The 19,485-nt window shown below is 35.0% G+C and carries 19 protein-coding genes; 5 read left to right on the top strand and 14 right to left on the bottom strand.

Annotated elements, in window-relative coordinates:
• Together YQ22_RS12945 and YQ22_RS12940 are read right to left on the bottom strand one after the other, a co-directional pair.
• On the bottom strand, positions 1-2,238 hold the full coding sequence (locus tag YQ22_RS12945) for a DUF7133 domain-containing protein (RefSeq protein WP_071342588.1): 2,238 nt from the start codon (positions 2,236-2,238) through the stop codon (positions 1-3).
• 60 nt (positions 2,239-2,298) lie between these two features.
• The gene (locus tag YQ22_RS12940; protein WP_071341525.1) at positions 2,299-3,117 is read right to left on the bottom strand and encodes an SDR family oxidoreductase; all 819 of its coding nucleotides are present in this window, start codon (positions 3,115-3,117) and stop codon (positions 2,299-2,301) included.
• A 393-nt stretch (positions 3,118-3,510) separates the two neighbouring features.
• Between YQ22_RS12940 and YQ22_RS12935 the strand changes: the two genes are divergently transcribed.
• A complete protein-coding gene (locus YQ22_RS12935; protein ID WP_257786205.1) occupies positions 3,511-4,341 on the top strand; it encodes a DMT family transporter in 831 nt (276 codons plus the stop codon).
• A gap of 58 nt (positions 4,342-4,399) precedes the next feature.
• Here YQ22_RS12935 and YQ22_RS12930 read toward each other — a convergent pair whose 3' ends face one another.
• Positions 4,400-4,591 carry a hypothetical protein gene (locus tag YQ22_RS12930; protein WP_071341523.1) on the bottom strand — a complete coding sequence of 64 codons (192 nt, stop codon included), beginning with the start codon at positions 4,589-4,591 and terminating at the stop codon, positions 4,400-4,402.
• 275 nt (positions 4,592-4,866) lie between these two features.
• On the opposite strand from YQ22_RS12930, the gene YQ22_RS12925 reads away from it, so the two are divergent.
• Positions 4,867-5,403: a YSC84-related protein gene (locus YQ22_RS12925; protein WP_071341522.1), complete on the top strand. Its 537-nt coding sequence runs from the start codon at positions 4,867-4,869 to the stop codon at positions 5,401-5,403.
• A 63-nt stretch (positions 5,404-5,466) separates the two neighbouring features.
• Here YQ22_RS12925 and YQ22_RS12920 read toward each other — a convergent pair whose 3' ends face one another.
• From YQ22_RS12920 to YQ22_RS12910, 3 genes are all read right to left on the bottom strand, one after another.
• Complete coding sequence (locus YQ22_RS12920; RefSeq protein WP_071341521.1) at positions 5,467-6,285, bottom strand: glucose 1-dehydrogenase; 819 nt, start codon at positions 6,283-6,285, stop codon at positions 5,467-5,469.
• Positions 6,286-6,430: 145 nt separating this feature from the next.
• Positions 6,431-8,050 (bottom strand): sodium:solute symporter, encoded by a 1,620-nt coding sequence (locus YQ22_RS12915; RefSeq protein WP_071341520.1) that lies wholly within the window; start codon positions 8,048-8,050, stop codon positions 6,431-6,433.
• A complete protein-coding gene (locus tag YQ22_RS12910; RefSeq protein ID WP_335625866.1) occupies positions 8,038-9,120 on the bottom strand; it encodes an aldose epimerase family protein in 1,083 nt (360 codons plus the stop codon). The genes YQ22_RS12915 and YQ22_RS12910 overlap by 13 nt, the downstream gene beginning before the upstream one ends.
• A gap of 471 nt (positions 9,121-9,591) precedes the next feature.
• On the opposite strand from YQ22_RS12910, the gene YQ22_RS12905 reads away from it, so the two are divergent.
• Both YQ22_RS12905 and YQ22_RS12900 read left to right on the top strand, forming a co-directional pair.
• Positions 9,592-10,284 (top strand): NUDIX hydrolase, encoded by a 693-nt coding sequence (locus tag YQ22_RS12905; RefSeq protein WP_071341518.1) that lies wholly within the window; start codon positions 9,592-9,594, stop codon positions 10,282-10,284.
• A gap of 74 nt (positions 10,285-10,358) precedes the next feature.
• Complete coding sequence (locus YQ22_RS12900) at positions 10,359-11,378, top strand: LacI family DNA-binding transcriptional regulator (protein WP_071341517.1); 1,020 nt, start codon at positions 10,359-10,361, stop codon at positions 11,376-11,378.
• Positions 11,379-11,457: 79 nt separating this feature from the next.
• Here the strand turns inward: YQ22_RS12900 and YQ22_RS12895 are convergent, their stop codons facing one another.
• Genes YQ22_RS12895 through uxaC form a run of 4 tightly spaced genes read right to left on the bottom strand, consistent with a single transcriptional unit; the run spans position 11,458 to position 15,644 of the window.
• Complete coding sequence (locus YQ22_RS12895) at positions 11,458-12,753, bottom strand: TRAP transporter large permease (RefSeq protein ID WP_071342587.1); 1,296 nt, start codon at positions 12,751-12,753, stop codon at positions 11,458-11,460.
• Positions 12,753-13,211 carry a TRAP transporter small permease gene (locus YQ22_RS12890; protein ID WP_058103630.1) on the bottom strand — a complete coding sequence of 153 codons (459 nt, stop codon included), beginning with the start codon at positions 13,209-13,211 and terminating at the stop codon, positions 12,753-12,755. Before YQ22_RS12890 ends, YQ22_RS12895 begins: the two co-directional genes overlap by 1 nt.
• 6 nt (positions 13,212-13,217) lie before the next feature.
• A complete protein-coding gene (locus YQ22_RS12885) occupies positions 13,218-14,195 on the bottom strand; it encodes a TRAP transporter substrate-binding protein (protein WP_071341516.1) in 978 nt (325 codons plus the stop codon).
• Between the two features lie 42 nt (positions 14,196-14,237).
• Complete coding sequence (gene uxaC, locus YQ22_RS12880; protein ID WP_071341515.1) at positions 14,238-15,644, bottom strand: glucuronate isomerase; 1,407 nt, start codon at positions 15,642-15,644, stop codon at positions 14,238-14,240.
• Positions 15,645-16,112: 468 nt separating this feature from the next.
• On the opposite strand from uxaC, the gene YQ22_RS12875 reads away from it, so the two are divergent.
• Positions 16,113-16,334: a hypothetical protein gene (locus tag YQ22_RS12875; RefSeq protein ID WP_058104301.1), complete on the top strand. Its 222-nt coding sequence runs from the start codon at positions 16,113-16,115 to the stop codon at positions 16,332-16,334.
• Between the two features lie 119 nt (positions 16,335-16,453).
• Here YQ22_RS12875 and YQ22_RS12870 read toward each other — a convergent pair whose 3' ends face one another.
• Genes YQ22_RS12870 through YQ22_RS12855 form a run of 4 tightly spaced genes read right to left on the bottom strand, consistent with a single transcriptional unit; the run spans position 16,454 to position 19,485 of the window.
• Positions 16,454-16,729: an ATP-dependent Clp protease adaptor ClpS gene (locus YQ22_RS12870; protein WP_027064640.1), complete on the bottom strand. Its 276-nt coding sequence runs from the start codon at positions 16,727-16,729 to the stop codon at positions 16,454-16,456.
• Between the two features lie 21 nt (positions 16,730-16,750).
• Positions 16,751-17,587 carry a 50S ribosomal protein L11 methyltransferase gene (gene prmA / locus YQ22_RS12865; RefSeq protein ID WP_071341514.1) on the bottom strand — a complete coding sequence of 279 codons (837 nt, stop codon included), beginning with the start codon at positions 17,585-17,587 and terminating at the stop codon, positions 16,751-16,753.
• A gap of 15 nt (positions 17,588-17,602) precedes the next feature.
• Complete coding sequence (gene tpiA / locus YQ22_RS12860; RefSeq protein ID WP_058103634.1) at positions 17,603-18,352, bottom strand: triose-phosphate isomerase; 750 nt, start codon at positions 18,350-18,352, stop codon at positions 17,603-17,605.
• 35 nt (positions 18,353-18,387) lie between these two features.
• Positions 18,388-19,485: a BT_3928 family protein gene (locus tag YQ22_RS12855; protein ID WP_071341513.1), complete on the bottom strand. Its 1,098-nt coding sequence runs from the start codon at positions 19,483-19,485 to the stop codon at positions 18,388-18,390.

Genomic DNA, 19,485 nt, shown 5'->3' with positions numbered 1-19,485 from the left:
CTATTTTTTATCTAAAGCTTGTAATTCCGGTTCGGTAAACTCCATCCCCGTAGATGATTTTACGTTTCGCAACTCACTAATTCGCTTGTTGCTTAAACTTCTGGATCGATCAGAAAAAGCATTGGTTACATATGATATAATATTGGCAATATCTTGATCGCTTATAGATTCATTTCTAATAAGTCCGGGCATTGCCAAATTTATATCATAACGTTCTCCATTTACATGAACAGGACCTTCTAGCCCGTGTAATATAATCAATGCCAAACGCTCTGTATTCTTAACATGCTCAGATCCCATAAGTGGTGGTGCCAAACCATCAATACCTTTACCATCTGCACCGTGACACGAGGCGCAAATTTGAAAAAACATTTTAGATCCACTAGTACGCGTATCTTCACGTATTACTTCACGAGTATAAATAGCATTCATCTTATCAGATTTTCTATTGGTTATCGCATTTTCAAGCTTACTAAGGAAAGAGGTGTTTTTGAGGTTGTTCTTTATGACCGGATCATCATATAAAACGGTATCTACCTTTTCCAACCCACTGATTGCAGCATCTATTACAGTGGTATTCATCTCCCTTCGCTTTAAGATTTTGGTCAATAAAGGCTGAAATCGATGGTTATCAATTTTAACCCAGTGACCTAGAACATTGGCTAGGTATACATCTAAACCTAAATCATTCCTATCTAAAGCACTCTTAAAAATATGACTTGCCTGTTCAATTGACTTTTCTGAAATAAAATCCTTTGAAATCATCAAAGCATGAGAGGCTACTTCACTATTACTTTCTTCTATAACACTTACAAGAAAATCGAAGGACAAGGCATTCCAGCCTTCTAAAACGTAAAGTGCATGTAGTTGACCTAAAGGATTTTTGTTGATCAATGCAAGGTCTTTAACATCGTCAATAACCGTTTTCAGCTCCTTAAAGATTAAAAAATGCTGGGCACGATCACGAATCCATCCATTATCATTTTGTAGCAATGAAACCAATTCACTAGCATTTAAGGTATCAAAATCCGGTAAATTATTACTAGTTGCATTATTATGGGACACCTTTAAAATCCTTCCGAAGTTAACAATCGTATCTAACTCTTTAGCCTTTGCTTTATCCCGTAGATACGGACTCATATATGCATGATGCCCGATCATACCTCTATGCATATCCACCACATACATACTACCATCGGGGCCGTTCTTTAAGCTTACCGGTCTAAACCCTTCATCTAAAGAGGTTATAAATTCCTTATTCTGCCAAACTTGTTCTGCTTTGGTAGCATCTCCCATAAAATTTAAACGCAAACGCTTTATCAAATTCCCTTCAGGAATACATACGAAAACATTCTCAGAATAAGATTGAGTAAAACTTCCTCCTCTATAAACCAATGGACTACAAGCTGCCGTAGCATTGACGAGTAGGCTATCCGCATTCAAAACACCCTTTGCATACCCTCTATTTACAGACCCCGCAAAAGCAGGATACACCCTTTGATCATTGGTCAATAGTTTATCTACGCTAGCTTTAGGTGTATAATATGGGTTATCTATCAGCGTATTTGGCAACACATAATCTCCCAATAAAATTCTAGAATTATCATTATAGTAAAGTCGGCCAAAATTATCATGGGTAATGCCCCATTGGCCTCTAAACGTCGTGGGTTCTTTTTTCCAAACACCATCAATTCTTCGATATCTAAAATTAGACTTTGCATTATATATCCAATTATCAATATTCAGTTCCAATCCGTTTGGCTGATGTTCCGGGTTACCTTCAACCGCATAAATTGAATCAACCATAACTTTGTTTACCGGCTTATCATTTTCAATATCCACGAACCATAAATATGGAGGTTCTGCATACAGTAAACCACCATAAACGTGCGCCAAGGCTCGAGGCATTACCAAACTATCCATAAATATTTTAGAATGATCTGCGACACCGTCTTTATCCAAGTCTTCAAGAATAACAATACTGCCGGAAGGTTCCTCTTCACCAGACCCTTGAAGATCGTTCATATACCCAGGCATTTGCGCTACCCAAATTCTACCTTTAGCATCAAAATCTATGGCAACAGGAGCTTTGAGAAGTGGTTCTGCCGCCAAAACCTTTAAGTTGAAACCGTCCTCTACAACATATGAATCTAAAGACACTTCTGTTTCATGATAACCTGAATTACAAGAGATTAAAAGACAGAAGAAAACAAGTAAACTATAAAAAATTAAGCGCATGAAAATTAATGGTAAATTAGGTAATCGATTACAAGAATAGCCAAACTTGAAAAATTGCATTTACACTCCAGAAAAGGAAGTAAAGCCACCATCCACATCAAAAATACTACCGGTTACAAAACTAGATGCATCACTAAGCAAGTAATGAACCATACCATTTAACTCAGACGCATCGCCAAATCTACCCATTGGAGTATTTTTAATAATACTGTTACCTCTTTCGGTAAAAGAACCGTCCTCATTGGTCAATAGACGTCTATTTTGATTGCCTATAAAAAAACCGGGCGCTACGGCATTTACCCTTATTTTATCTCCATGTTTAGAAGCCAGTTCATTGGCCATCCATTTGGTGAAAATATCTACGGCACTCTTGGCCATTGAATACCCAAGAACTCTAGAAATGGTTTGTTTTGCGGCCATTGAAGAAATATTAACAATTGAGCCATAGCCCTGCTCTACCATTAATTCACTTAAAATTACAGTTGGTATAACCGTACCGAATAAATTGATATCAACAACCTTTCTAGTATCACCCATAGAAATATCCCTAATTGTTTGGTCTGGCTTTAAGGTTGCTCCCGGAATATTACCGCCAGCTAGGTTTACTAGTCCGTCAAGGTGTTTAAATTCTTCTTTTATTTTATTTTTCAGCTTAACAAGTTCAGACTCGTCCATGACATCGACCTTAAAAACGAATGTACTATTTGGTACCAGCGCATTCAGCTCGTTCTGCTTATCCTTTAATTTATCTTCTGATCTTCCTAACAATAAAACCTTAGCACCATTTTCAACTAAATATTGGGCAATGGATCCACCTAAGGTTCCTGTTCCACCTGAGAGTGCATAATTTTTATCTTTTAAGGATAATAATTCGTTCATTTTATCTGTATTTGTATAATTGAAATTAAGTTTTTATTATTCATCAGTATTAGCTACAATGTATCTGCATTGTACCGCCAAGTTAAGGGAATTATCAAAAACTTCCCCTACCATTGTGGCTATTATAACAATTACCATAAAATAATTCTGTCAAATTTCAAGACCTTTAAAATTAAAACTTCCCTTAATTAATTTGAAGGACATTAAAATGCTAAGAAATGATCGGTTTTATTCTTAGTTTAATGAAGAAACTACTCTAATTCTATAGAACAACTTCTTTCAAGCATGTTATATTATCAAAGTGATAAAACTTTAATGAGAAATGTAATTATCAGCGTTTAACTAGAAGATTTCAAATACAGGCATTTACCTTTGTACTGATAATTTTGAACTGTGAAGAAGGCCATTTTGTTTATGATCATTAGTACGTTTTCATTTAGTTTAATGAACTCGTTCGTAAAATACCTAAGCCATTTTCCCACCTTTGAAATTGTATTCTTCAGAACCATTGGTTCTTTAATTTTAGGAACATCATACATAATAATCAAGAAAATCCCAATATTGGGTAACAATCGTAGGTTCATGATATTTAGAGCTCTTGCGGGATTAACCGCTATGAGCTTGTTTTTTATGTCTTTGCAATATTTACCTGTTGGCACAGCAGTATCGTTAAGATATCTTGCTCCTATTTATGCCGCTATTTTTGCAGTATTATTACTTAAAGAGAAACTAAAACTTATTCAGTGGTTGTTATTTCTTTTTGCTTTTGGAGGAGTGTTAGTCCTTAAAGGTTTTGACAATACTATTAATTCAACAGGCTTACTTTTGGTTTTGGCAGCGTCCGTATTTAGTGGTCTGGTTTATGTACTTATTAGAAAAATTGGAAACAATGACCACCCAATGGTCATTGTGAATTACTTTATGTTTACAGGTACCGTAATAGGCGGGTTGTTAAGTATAAACAATTGGATTACCCCAACCGGCATAGACTGGCTTTTATTATTAAGTTTAGGGATTTTTGGATTCTTTGGACAAGTTTTCATGACCAAAGCATTTCAAATTGCACAAACAAATTTAGTGGCACCATTAAAATATATTGAAGTTATCTTCACTATTATGGTTGGCATATTTTGGTTTGGAGATATTTATTCTATTTGGAGCCTTATAGGAATACTTATGATCATAGCTGCTCTGGTTGCAAATGTCATAGTTGGCAAAAAATAGGCAATAAAAAAGCTACAGATTATTTACCTGTAGCTTTGGTAATGGTCAGAAATTACAATTATTTTCTAGTTGTCTCTTGTTCAGCCAAGCTATTGCTAACATCTTTAAGAGAGGATATAATTACTGTATTTACCTCGTCTTCAATTTCCTTAGCATTACTTATATAATAGGCAGCTGATAAAAGTAATGCCAGAGCTATTAAAAGGTTAGCTATCATTTTAGAGTCAAAAAAATATTCTTGCTTTTCCATTATTATCTCCTTTTAATATGTCATGAATATAAAACGAAAACTTTAAATTAACAAATATTTAAGAAATATTAAAAGCATTTAAAATGCTGTGCACAAATCATTTAGCTATTTCAAAATAAATAAAATCTAAATTTTTAACTTACAATTAACTGATTCACAAATATTTAACATGCATTTGAATCAATATTTATGTGGATAAAACCAAACAGTACCTGCCTTTCAAATTAACTTTGTGGTATAGAAACAATTCTAATTAATTCATAAAACTAGAACAGATGAAAATTTTAAAATCTATAACATTAGCAGCTATTTTATTTGTAGCCGTTGGAGTAAATGCACAAAGCAGTAAGGACAAAAAAGTAATTAAAGATGCCGAAAATGCAAAGGAAAAATTAATGACAATGGATGTTGGTTTAGACCAGTTCTTTAACAACTCTGCAGGATATGTAGTTTTTCCTAACGTTGGAAAAGGAGGCTTCATAATTGGTGGTGCATCGGGGAACGGTGTAGTATATGAAAATGGCAAAAAGGTTGGTATGGCCGACCTAAAAAAATTAAGTGTAGGTCTACAAGCAGGCGGACAAGCAATTACGGAAGTAATCTTTTTTGAAACCGCTGAGGATTTAGCCGAGTTTAAAGAAGGAGACTTTGAGTTTTCTGCTGAAGCTTCTGCAGTTGCACTTAAATCTGGTGTTGCTGTAAATGCAAAATACAGAGATGGTGTTGCCGTTTTTGCTTTACCAAAGGCCGGTTTAATGGCAGATGCATCTGTAGGTGGTCAAAAATTTGATTACACTCCTTTGATGCAATAATTAGTTCTCATTAAAATAACTAATAGCCACCCAATTGGGTGGCTATTTTTTTTTTGTTTCCAATTACCCATTAGCAGTAAAACCTGGGTAGCAGGTCATACCCCCATCGACAAAAATGGTAGTTCCGTTTATATATTCAGATTCATCTGATGCCAACCAGCTTGCTACACTTCCTATATCATCGGGCACTCCAATTTGCTTATAAGGTATTAATTTTAACATACCATCTCTACCTTCTTGGGTACTCCATACATCCTTATTGATATCTGTTTTAATAGCACCGGGTGCAATGGAGTTACAACGTATCTTATCCGGTCCGTATTCCTGACAAATAGTTTGCATTAGCATGATCAAACCACCTTTACTTGCTGCATAATTAGCATGACCGGCCCATGGTATTACTTCATGTATAGAACTCATATGAATTAATTTCCCCAATGAATTGGAAATATCAGGTCGCATTCCCCTTCTCTTAAATTCTATTATAGCCTCTTTTGCGCAAAGAAATTGACCGGTAAGGTTTACATCTATCACTCGCTGCCAATCAGATAATGGCATTTCATGTAATGGGTGATCTAATTGTAAACCAGCATTGGCTACACATACATCAACAGTACCAAATTTTGATATCGTTTTTTTAAACATACGCTGCACTTCATCCTCCTTGCTAACATCACATTTGACCACAATGGCATCACCACATTCAGAATTTTCACTGATCCAATGTGCTACCTCTTCAGCTTCCACTTTACTACTATGATAATTAACAACAATATTGGCTCCTTCCATTCCCATTGCTTTGGCAACCGCTTCACCAATACCATCACTAGAACCGGTGATGATACAGGTTTGTCCTACGAGTCTTTTATTTGGTTTTTGCATGTGTATATTTTTTTAGTGCTTTAAAATTAATTTTCTGAAAATCAATTCTTTATCTCTATTGCAATTATTTATAATGCACATCTGTTTTAATGAAAAAAGTGCCACCCAAAATAGGTGACACTTTCTATACTAGTAAACCAAGTTGTTATTTTCCGTTGAAGAACACCATAATACCTATTACGATCAATACAATAAAAATAGAAACGGTAATATCGATCCAATTATAGCTATTCTTATTTTTATTCTTTTCTTCCTCGGTTATAGTACCAAATGTTAGGTTAACTATTTGCTCTTTATCAGGAGATTTTGTTAATAGACTAACTACTACCATAAAGATTAAACAGAATAAAAAGAACCAAGCACCAAAAGTCAAGAAATTCATATCCCCCAGATTATATAATATCCCATCGGAATCAAAATTATCTTTAAGCAACTCTAACGCAATTCTAAAAAAGGCTACTAAAATTCCCATGATAAGGGTTGCAAAAGCTCCCGTAGCATTAATTCGCTTATAAAAAATTCCCAATAAGAACACAGCAGTAATGGGTGGTGCAATATAAGATTGTACACTTTGCAAGTATTCATATAACACTCCTGAAATATTTGCCATTATCGGAATCCAAATAATACCTATAATCACCACAAAAACAGTAGCTATTTGTCCTGTTCTCACCAGTTTTTTCTCTGGTGTATCCGGACGTAATTTTTTATAGACATCAACTGTAAACAAGGTAGAACATGAATTAAATACCGAAGCCAAAGAACTCATTAAAGCGGCCAATAACCCTGCGGCCACAAGACCTCTAAGGCCTGATGGCAACAAATTACTCATTAACACCGGAAATGCTTCATCTGCACTCTCCCAATGTAATTCTCCTCGCATTTTCAACGTCAATGCAATAACTCCTGGTATCAAAAACAAAAAAACAGGTAATAATTTTAACAATGCTCCAAATATGGTACCTCTCCTTCCTTCTTTTATGTTCTTTGCCGTTAATGTGCGCTGTACAATATATTGGTCTGTACACCAATACCATATACCGACTATAGTACTTGTAATGAACAATGAAGGCCAAGGAAAATCCGGATCGGTCGCCGGTCTCCACATATTAAAATATTCTGGTCCCAAGGTTTCTACCATACTTCCCCATCCACCAACTTTATCTAACCCAATGAACGTTAATACAGCAGCGCCAACCACTAATAAAATTGCCTGTAACGTTTCTGTATATACCACTGCCCGCATACCGCCAAAAACAGTATAAAGTCCTGTTAATATGACCGTAGCTAAGGCTCCCGTCCAAAAATCTATACCCAATAATGCAGAAACTACCACACCACCTGCATAAATGGTCACCGATATTTTAGTTAGCACATATGCAACAATAGAGAAAACCGATAACACCCATCTTGACCTGGCATCAAAACGTTTCTCTAAAAATTCTGGCATAGTAAACACGCCACTCCTAGCATAAAATGGTAAAAACACCCAACCTAGCATTAATACAACCCAGGCATGTATCTCATAAATAAGCAAGGGCAATTTATTACTTGCTCCCGTGCCAGCTAAACCGACTACATGTTCTGAGCCAATGTTTGATGCGAATATTGAAGCACCTACTACAAACCAGCCAACGTTTCTGCCGGCTAAAAAGTAATCTTCCGTATTATCTTCTTTTTTCTTGATTACCCATATGGCTACACCTACAAGTAATAAAAAGTAGAGTGAAATACTGATCCAATCTAAATGGTCTAACTGTTGCATGTTAATGGTTTATTAACTGTGAATTTAAAAGTGGTTTTTGTCAGGTATTTTTCTTCCGGAGTTAGTACTACAGAAGGAAAACTTGGTTGATTTGGTGCATCTGGAAAATGTTGGGTTTCAAAACAAAAGCCACTTCTTTTTGCGTAAAAACCACAGTTTGGTCTTGGTAGCGTACTATCTAAAAAATTTCCTGTATAAAATTGCATACCTGGTTGATCCGTAATTACTTCAACACCTCTGCCCGATTCTGGGTGATATGCCTTTGCTACACGCCTATACCCTTTATCAGAATTGTTCAACACCCAGCAATGATCAAAACCACCACCTAAAGTAATTTGATCGTTGCTCATGTTTATAGCTTTACTCACCAATTTTGGTATTCTAAAATCGAACGGTGTACCATCTACAACTGCCAACTCACCTGTAGGAATCAGCGAAGCATTCACTGGCACAAATTTGTCTGCATTGATCTCCACGACATGATCAATTATAGGTTGAGAGAAATCCCCCGAAAGATTAAAATAGGAATGTTGTGTAAGGTTTACAATGGTAGTTTTATCTGTAGTTGCTTCGTATAAAACATCAAGACTGTTATCAGAATTTAGTGTGTAGGTGACCGTTGTTTTTAAATTACCGGGAAAACCCTCTTCCATATCTTTACTATAGTAACTAAGTTTTAAAGAAGCCGAGGTTTTATTTTCCTGAATATCTTCAACTTTCCAAACCACTTTATCAAAACCTACCACACCACCGTGTAGACTATTTTCACCATTATTTTTTGCTAGTTGATATTCGTAATTGTTTAAGATGAATTTCCCTTTTGCAATACGATTTCCATATCTTCCAACAAGAGCTCCAAAATATGGGTTAGGTTTTTCGTACTGCTCCAAGTTTTTGAAACCTAAAACAACATTCTTAATATTTCCATCTTTATCAGGAGTTTCAACAGCTGTTATTCTTCCTCCAAAAGTTATTATGCTTACTTGAATTCCGTCCAAATTATACAGTTTGTATAATTCTACCTTTTCCTTATTTACCGTAACACCATAATTACTTTTTTTAATCCTCATTGAAATTTTATCATTTTGCCAAATCCCCTTAACATATTCCATGTTGAAATCTAAATATATTATCAAAATAGTAATAATCAACACCAAATACTTAGATATATTAATCAATTTCATAATAAAATGTGACAAATATTCATAAATTAATGGAAACGAACTTCTTACAATAATTAGGGAGACTTTTTTTTAATTTTTTAAATCGAACTAATTTTAAATGATTCTAAATAAAAAAATACAATCATCAGAATAACATTTTCAGGGTTTATTCCAAAATTAGTTCTCCCTGCGTTTTCCACTTGCTCCCGTAATATTATCTAGATATAAAAAACCATTTGCAAGGCAAATCAAAGCCTTTAAAAAACAACTAACACATTTATTAATAGCCAACTATAGAAAAAACTATAGACCTTTTCTACCAAAAACGTGGTTCAGTTCAATTGAAACTCATTAATTTAGGTTCGCAAAAAATGAATAATGGTTTTGAATAATTATCGCAAAGAGGACAAAGTACTACTTGCTATAGATTGTATAATTTTTGGATTTTATCAAGAAGAATTAAAAATTTTGCTCGTTGAACGAGACTTTAAACCAGCTAAAGGAGAATGGTCACTTATTGGTGGTTTTCTTAAAATGCAAGAAAACCTAGAAGAAGCAGCTGCCCGTGTATTAAAGAACTTAACAGGCTTGAATAAGGTATATATGGAACAGGTTCATTGTTATTCTAAAATAGACCGTGATCCGGAAGAAAGAACCATTTCGGTAACCTATTTTGCCCTTATAAATATAGAACACCATTGTAAAGAATTACTGAGGCAAAATCCGATTAAATGGTTTGACATAAAAGATATACCTACTTTGATTTTTGACCATAATATAATGGTTAAAGAAGCATTGACTCTTTTAAGAAATAGAATAAGTTGTAAGCCTATTGGGTTTGAACTTTTACCAGAAAAATTTACGATGCGACAGCTCCAAAAGCTTTACGAAGCTATTTTGGATACCGAACTGGATAAGCGAAACTTCATTAACAAATTCAACTCATTGGATTTATTGACAAAATTGAAAGAGAAAGATATGAGCTCCTCTAAAAAAGGTGCTTTTCTATTTGAATTCGATCAAAATAAATATCATAAAAAAGTAGAGAAAGGCTTTAGTTTTAAAATTTAAACACCCTTCTATTTTAAGACATTTTTGAGCACGGTAAGTTATTCAATCTTCGTAAATTTATCATACATTTTTCTATGAGCAAAAAGGCTACCATCTACGACATTGCAAAAGAATTGAACATTACCGCTGCAACGGTATCAAGGGCTTTGAACAATAATCCTAAAATAAGCGAAAAAACACGCAATCTTGTACTAGCTACCGCTACCAAATTAAACTACAAACAGAATAGGCTTGCATTAGCACTTAAAAGTGGTAAAAGTAAAAATGTTGGGGTCGTAGTACCTTTCATCAATAAAAATTTCTTTGCCTCTGTAATTCGTGGTATAGAAGATGAACTATATCCAAAAGGTTTTCATGTAATTATATCGCAAACCTATGAGGATAGAAACCGGGAGAAGAAAATTATACAGAACCTGTTGAATGCGCAGGTAGATGGTATATTATTATCTACATCTTTTACCGAGCAGAATAAAGATGAATTCAAGGAGACCGTTAAAAAAAGTACTCCTTTTATACTATTTGATAGGGTTATAAGGTTCAATGAAATAAGCACTGTTACCATTGATGATTACCAAGGTGGTTTTGTTGCAACGGAGCATTTAATTGCACAAGGCTGTAAAAAAATTGCGCACTTTGACGTTGACCAAAGTATTGAACTTTACCAACATAGATTTAAAGGATATAAAGATGCGCTGGCAAAACATAACATACCCTTTAGAAAGGAATATGTAATTTCCTTACAAAGTAATATGGAGGCAGGTAAAGATGCAGCAAAAACGCTTATGAATTTACCAGAACCACCAGATGCCATATTTTCATCTACAGACAACGGATTGTTAGGTGCAGTCAAATACTTACAAAGTAAATCTATTAGAATACCAGAAGATTTAAGCGTTGTAGGTTTTAGTAACGAACCCTTTACGCAATTTATGGAACCATCAATTAGCTCTGTAGATCAATCACCATTGGAAATGGGAAAAATGGCGGCAAAGGTCTTTTTAGAACAAATTGAAAATGATTCAAATGAAAAAGTTCAGAACAATGTGGTGCTGCCAGCAAAATTAATTGTCAGAAAATCGTCCAGCAAAACATAAAGATTATTGAACTATTCCTCTAGAAGTATTCTTTTTAACTTCAACAATACCCACATAAACAATAAGACCTTCTTTAATCCTACAAATCAAATAAACTTGGTAACCATAAGCTCAATTGTGGAATATAAGTGACCAAGAACAGTGCAATGATCATTGCAATAAACAAAGGCAATAATGGTTTAAACACTTTTTCAATAGTAGTTTTAGCCACACCTACTCCAACGAACAGTACCGAGCCTACGGGCGGTGTACATAAACCTATACAAAGGTTCAAAACCATAATAATACCGAAGTGAACGGGATCAAGTCCTAACTTGGTTACCACAGGTAAAAATATCGGTGTAAAGATCAGAACGGCGGGAGTCATATCCATAAAAATTCCCACAAAGAGCAATAGTAAGTTTATGATCAAAAGAATCACAATTTTATTCTCACTTAAGCTTAATAGTCCAGAGCTGATATCTTGCGGAATATTTTCATAGGACAAAGCCCATGACATACACATTGATGAACCTATCAATAACATAACAATAGCCGTAGTGGCAGAAGAATCCAATAAAATCTGTGGTAGTTTAGGCACGGTAATTTCCTTATATATAAAACCTAAAATTAAACTGTATAGCACGGCTATGGCGGAGGCTTCAGTAGCGGTAAAAATCCCCGTTACAATACCGCCAATTACTACCACGAGCATAAAAAGACTTGGCAAAGCATCTATGAATGTCTTACCTACTTGTTTAAAACTACTACGTTTACCTACCTTATATTTTTTCTTTTTTGCCCAAAAAGCTGCCACAATCATTAAAAAAAGTCCGGTCATAATTCCCGGAACGTACCCAGCCAAGAACAGGGCAGCTATAGATGCTCCACCACTTGCCAATGAATATACGATCAACACATTACTAGGCGGAATTATTAAACCAGTTGTAGCAGATGTAATGTTGACCGCTGCGCCAAATTCTTTTGAATAGCCTTCTTTTTCCATTTCAGGTCCAAGTATACTACCCATTGCTGATGCAGAAGCCATAGCAGATCCTGCAATAGCACCCATTAACATTGCGGCTATGACATTTATTAAAGCTAAACCACCGGGAAAGGCACCAACTAAAGTTTTGGCAAAGGCGATTAGCCTATGGGCTATACCACCCTTATTCATAAGTTCGCCCGAAAGCACAAAAAACGGAATTGCCAAGAGGGCAAAACTATCAAGCCCCGTAGCCATCCGTTGAGATACCGTTGTAAATGCAGGCATTGCGGGTATACTTACCAGCATGGTCAACAATGAAGAAATAGCTATACTCCATGCTACCGGCGTACCAATGGATAGTAAACATATGAAGCTCAGCACTAATACTAGAATAGGTAAATGCTCCATCATGATTTCATATTTTTAAGGTCAGAAATTTTGTAATACATAATCAGTAATCCGCTAATGGGAATTATGATATAAACCAATGCCAGAGGTACTTGCAATGCAGGTGATTGTTGCCCCAGTACATATGAGATGTAAACCAAACGAGACCCTCCGATCACAAAAGCGAACAATACAAATAGTATTACCAGAATGGTTACAATTATCTTTAACTTTTTCTGTGTTTTCTCATTTTGCCTAAGTGGTAAAATATCAATAGCAACATGAAGATTACGACCCGATACATATGCCGCGCCTAGAACGCCGATCCATATCATTAAATAACGAGCAAGCTCATCTGTAAATGAACTGGGGTTACCGGTAACATATCTTGTAAAAACTTGCCATAGTACGTTAATTACCATAACCGACATAATCAGCACCAAGGTCTTGCCTAAAACGGCGTCTATTTTATTTCGCATAGCAGACTATTTTGTTTCTTGAATTTGTTTGATAAGCGGATATATATCCTGATCATCCTTATAACCTTCATAGATATCTTTTACCTTTTCCGCAAAAAGTGATTTGTCTGGTCGAATAATTTCAACACCAGCCTTTTGAACTTCACGTAAAGCTTCCTCTTCTGCCTCTGCCCATAAAACACGCTGATATTTTACAGATTCTTTTACCGATGCACTCAACCATTTTTGCTCTTGCTCATTCAATTTATTCCATACATAAGTACCAATTAACAGAACATCCGGCAGCACCGTATGCTCATCTAATGAGTAGTACTTACAAACCTCATAATGCCTTGACAGGTAAAAACTAGGAGGATTATTCTCGGCACCATCAACAACACCTTGTTGTAAAGAAGTATAAAGTTCACCCCAAGAAATAGGAGTTGGCGATCCCCCAAGAGCCTTGACCATGTTCACTGCCGTTGCACTTTCCATTACCCGTATTTTTTCCCCGACCAAATCTTCTGGTTTTTCTATTGGCTTGTTCATGGTATAGAAACTGCGACTGCCAGCATCATAATAACCCAAACCTTTTAACCAATATTGCTCCCCTTCGTTCAATAATTGCTCGCCTATAGGTCCATCAAGTACACTGAAAGAATGTTGACGATCTCTAAAGAGAAAGGGAAGACCCAATACCTTCATTTTCGGTGCAAAATTCTCCAATACCCCTACAGAAACTTTTGTCATATCTAAACTACCTATTTGCAAAAGCTCCAAACACTCTCTTTCCGTTCCTAATTGTTGACTAGGGTATATTTCAAGTTTAAGTTTACCACCGGAACGCTCCAAGAGATCTTCACCCATTTTAACCATTGCTTTATGTACCGAATGGCTTACATCTAAACCATGCCCCAGCCTTAACGTCTTTGCTTCATTCTCTATGTCACAACCTAAAAAGGTAATGACCAAACTTAGTAGCGATAGCAATTGTATACTTTTCATAGTATGGTTTTAAACGGTTTAAAGGAACCTGAATATTAGTATTTAAAATTTGAAGTACTCTTTAGCATTATAATAACTTATATCTTGAATGATTTTACCTACCAAATCAAAATCTTGAGGCAGCTCTCCCCTCTCCATTTCTTGACCAAAAAGATTACAAACAATTCTTCTGAAATACTCATGTCTGGGATACGAAAGAAAACTACGGGAGTCTGTCAACATACCAATAAAACAACTAATTAGCCCCATATTGGATAATGCATTGAGCTGCTTGGTCATACCGTCTTTTTGATCCAGAAACCACCAACCAGAACCAAACTGCATTTTTCCCTTAACGGTACCATCATTATAATTACCGATCATAGTGGCCAGTACTTCATTATCTGCTGGATTAAGGTTATATAAAATGGTTTTGGTAAGCTTATCCTTAGCGTCCAATCTATTTAAAAATTTTGAAAGTGTCTCTGCCTGTGAATAGTCGCCTATTGAATCCCAACCAGTATCAGGACCAAGAATTCTAGTCATTCTAGCATTATTATTCCGTAATGCTCCAAGATGAAATTGCTGAATCCATCCACGGGAGTGATATTGCTCACACAAAAACAACAATATAGAAGTCTGAAATTTTTCAGACTCTTTTAATGTCAACTGTATTTTAGCCCTCCTTTTCTGAAAAATACCTTCTATTTCCGTATCTGTAAAATTTCTAAAAGGCACATAGCTTAAGCCGTGATCAGATAAGGTACACCCATTAGCTTCAAAATAATCTAAACGCACGCTTAGCGCATCGCACAAAGATTTATAGGAATCGATGGACACATTACTTATTTCAGATAACTTATTAATATATTCCAGATAGTTTTCATTAGATATTACAATTGCTTTATCTGGTCTAAAAGCAGTGGACACTTTCACATTAAAACCGCTATTTTTAATTTTAACATGATGATCTAAACTATCAATTGGATCTTCTGTTGTACAAATAACCTCAACATTCATTTTGGTTATTAGATTATGACAACTGAAATCTGTTGTTTGCAGCTTTGAGGAAGCCTCTTCAAAGATTTCACTAGCTGTATTCTCATTCAATAAAATGTCAATATCAAAATAACGTTGCAGCTCAAGGTGAGTCCAATGATACAACGGATTTCTTAAAGTGTAGGGAACCGTTCTGCCCCATTGGGTAAATTTCTCTTTTGCCGAGGCATCACCAGTGATATATTTTTCTTCAACACCAAAAGTTCGCATGGCACGCCATTTATAATGATCCCCATCTAACCAAATTTTGGTCAAGTTTTCAAATTGACGGTTATTGGCAATATCAATTGGTGGTAAATGACAGTGGTAATCTATGATCGGCATTTGCGAAGCATAATCATGAAATAATCTTTGTGAAAATTTATTTTCCAATAAAAAATCTTCCTTAATAAATGACTTGCTAGCTACCACTGTTATACGTTTTACTTTTAGTTACATTGTCAAAAATAGAAGTTGATCAATACACTTAATTACCTCGTATTTCTAAATGAATACTTTCTTGGAATGCTCTAAATCTATAAACAACTCAATTTAATGCAATCGATTACACAAATATATCTTTTTTTAAAGATTTAGCAAATATTTTCGTCTAAAAATAAGATAAGGATTTTTTAAGGCGTAACTTATTAACTGATTCTTAATTTTTGAATTAATTACCCCAAATTATTCATATTTCATCAACTAAAAAGAGATTATAAACTGTTGGTATTTTTCTTCTGTCATAAAAATTGCATTTCAACCCTAAAAAAAAGACGTTAAACTGACCATTTTCGTTAAATTGTTCATAAATACTATTATCTAATAGCCTCATAACTATATACAATCGACAAAGAATTGCGTAATTTGAATATTATGTTAACTTTGAAAAAAAAGCATCACATGGAGTTACTTGAAAAAGCTCAGGAATTTGAGAGTCGAAAAATGAGCAATATGTCCACTAGTGACCGAGTAGAAGCATCAAGAGAGGCAAAAGCACTTATCTTAAGCATCAACGAAGTTTATAAAGAAACTAAGGATCCTAGTTTAATGGACGTAATGAAAAGATTAACCGAGAAAAAGAAGAAGATTGAAAAAAGATTGAATGGCGTGCCATTGGTATAATTTCGATCTAAACTTATATTTTATTTATTTTTTAGATTAATCAATAAAAAGACCCCTTATAGAAATAAGGGGTCTTTTTACGTTTATTCATTTTAAACTTTCATTTTACCAAGCTAAACTTAAGTAATTTCTGCACTAAGTCCTGCTTGTAATAATTTTGAACATTGCGGTTTAAGTTCTTCATATTCTCCAGTTTTAACCGTGCATTTTCCTTTGTAATGTACAATTAAAGAACATTGCTCAGCCTGTTCAGGAGAATGTTCGCAAACTGAAATCAATGTATTTATTACATGATCAAATGTATTCACCTCATCATTAAAAAGAACGATTTCATTTTGCTGAACCGTCTCTTCTTCAAGGAGTAGTTCTTCGTAAATTTCTTCTTTTGTGCTCATATGAATCTCAATTAATACTAACTAATTTACATATTTTGCTGCAACCCAATTATTTCGTTCAAGGTTTTTTTCAAACTTTAACTCTAATTCGGTACATTTTTGCGAAATCATTTCTAAATCTTCGGTATAAAAACCACTTAATAATAAAACACCACCTTTATTTAAACATTTCGCATAGCTAGGTAAATCGGCCAACAAAATGTTTCTATTAATGTTCGCAATGATCAAATCATACTTTTTATCCTTTAACAAAGTAACATCTCCTTCATAAACCGATATAAAATCCATATTATTTCGTGCCACGTTTTCTTTAGCGTTTAGATAGCACCAATTATCAATATCTATTGCATCAATATTCGTAGCGCCACGCATACCGGCCAAAATAGCTAGAACCCCTGTACCACTACCCATGTCCAAAACGGTTTTATTCTCTACATCTAACTGTAAAATATGCTGTAACATCATGTGCGTAGTTTCATGATGCCCGGTTCCAAAACTCATTTTTGGCTCAATTACAATATCATAATCCACCTGAATCTTCTCATGAAAAGGTGCTCTGATCATGCATACATCATCTACGATAATGGGCTGAAAGTTTTGCTCCCACGTAGCGTTCCAATTTTCTTGCGCAATCTCTTTATACTGGTAAGTTATCTCAAAATTGGAATTTCCAAGAATATAAATGTCATCTAAAATATCAGAAGACCAATCTGTTTTTTGAATATATGCCAAAACATCATCCTCTTCCTCTACAAAACTTTCAAAACCGGCTTCACCCAATTCTGCAATGAGAATGTCTGAAGCCGGTTCTTTTGGTTTTACCGTAAAACGGTATTCAATGTATACGATATCGCTCATTATAGTTTAGTGAACTTAAATAGCATTTATAATCGCTATGAAATCATCTGCTACCAAAGATGCCCCGCCTATTAAGCCACCATCAACATCTGGTTTAGAGAAAATTTCTTCCGCATTACCCGGTTTTACACTACCACCATAAAGAATGGTTACATTATTTGCAATGGTTGCATCAAATGCCTCAGAAATAGTTTTACGAATAAATGCGTGCATTTCTTGCGCTTGTTCTGGAGAAGCCGTTTCACCTGTACCAATTGCCCAAACTGGCTCATAAGCCAAAACAATATTAGACCACGCAGATGGCTCTAAATTAAAAAGTACGTTTTTCAATTGGCTTTCTACCAATTTAAAATGGTTGCCTGATTTACGATCTTCTAGCTCCTCTCCAAAACAGAACATTACGCGAATGCCTTTTTGTAAAGCTGTTATTACCTTTTTTGAAAGTATTGCATCACTTTCTGCAAAATAGGCTCTTCTTTCCGAGTGGCCAATTATGGCGGTATCAACACCAATATTCAATAACATATCTGCAGATATTTCACCTGTAAAAGCTCCACTTTCAGCAAAGTGCATATTCTGCGCTATAACCTCAATCTTAGAATTTTCTAAAGTACGCACGGCGCTTGCTAAATTCACATAGGTTGGTGCTACCATTACTTCTGCATTCGTATCTGGTAATTTTGCAGATAACTCAGCCAAAAGTGTTTCTGTTTCTGCCAAGTTTTTGTTCATTTTCCAGTTACCTGCTACTATCTTTGCTCTCATATTTTTGTTTCTAGTTGTTCAGTTTCAGTTTATATTTATTCGAAAATCAAATTTTCTAAATCATTGTAATGTAATTTTTGCACTATGGTTCCTTTCTCCAATACTAAAACTCCCGGGTTAGATCTAACAATAGTTTTAAGTGTTGTTTCATCTGTAAAGTAAAAATCAAACGCCAGGTTGTTTTCTTTTTTCAACGCATCTGTTTGATCAGGACCGGAAGCAGACATACCTATAACTTTATAACCCGCTTTTAACGCGTTATCCGTCACAGCTTTTATTTCTTTGAAAACCTCAAGATTGGACTTACGCAAATCATATGCTATGACCATTACCAATTTAGGCTCTTGCAATAATGATGCTGCAAAATCTTCTCCGTTTTGCTCTATAGTGAAATCATGAACAGGTGGTTCATATCCTGCTTGAATTTCTTCAGTTTCCACATCTATAAATTCCCCGTCTACCGTTGGGTAATCTCCGTTGGTGATATAAATTTCCTCATTGCCGTTGACATTAAACTTCCATTTATATTCAAACACCGCTTTTGGAGCATCTGGAGGAGTGTTCATACCTTCCTCTATATTCTTGCCAATCTCATAGGGTCTAAAATCAATAACCGGTAAATGGTTCAACACATAATACACATACCCTATACAAGCAATAAAAGAAACATATAGTACAGACATCAAGGTCTTAGAATTCACTAAAGGAGTTATATATTTTCTACCAACATATATAATTAAAATCAACACCAACAGTACCACGTCTTTTGTAAAAGACTCCCAAGGTGTCAATTTAATTGCGTCGCCAAAGCAACCGCAATCAGTTACTTTATTAAAATATGCAGAATAAAATGTAAGGAACGTGAAGAAAATTATCATTGCCAATAAGGTCCACACAGTAAGTTTACGTTTATAGCCCAGAATTAGCATTACCCCAACCATTACCTCTACGATTACCACAAGTATAGAAATGACCAATGCGAACGGAGTTAAAAAAGGAAGGTCCAATACACCTTGGCTGAAATACTCTTCTAGTTTAAATGAAAAACCAACGGGATCGTTCAGTTTTATAAATCCGCTAATGATAAAAAGTATTCCAACAAAAATTCTAACGACACCTACTAAATACTTCAT

Origin of the sequence: Maribacter sp. 1_2014MBL_MicDiv (assembly GCF_001865655.1) — a bacterium.
Taxonomy (GTDB): Bacteria; Bacteroidota; Bacteroidia; order Flavobacteriales; family Flavobacteriaceae; genus Maribacter; species Maribacter dokdonensis.
This window is presented reverse-complemented; position numbering and strand designations above follow the sequence as displayed.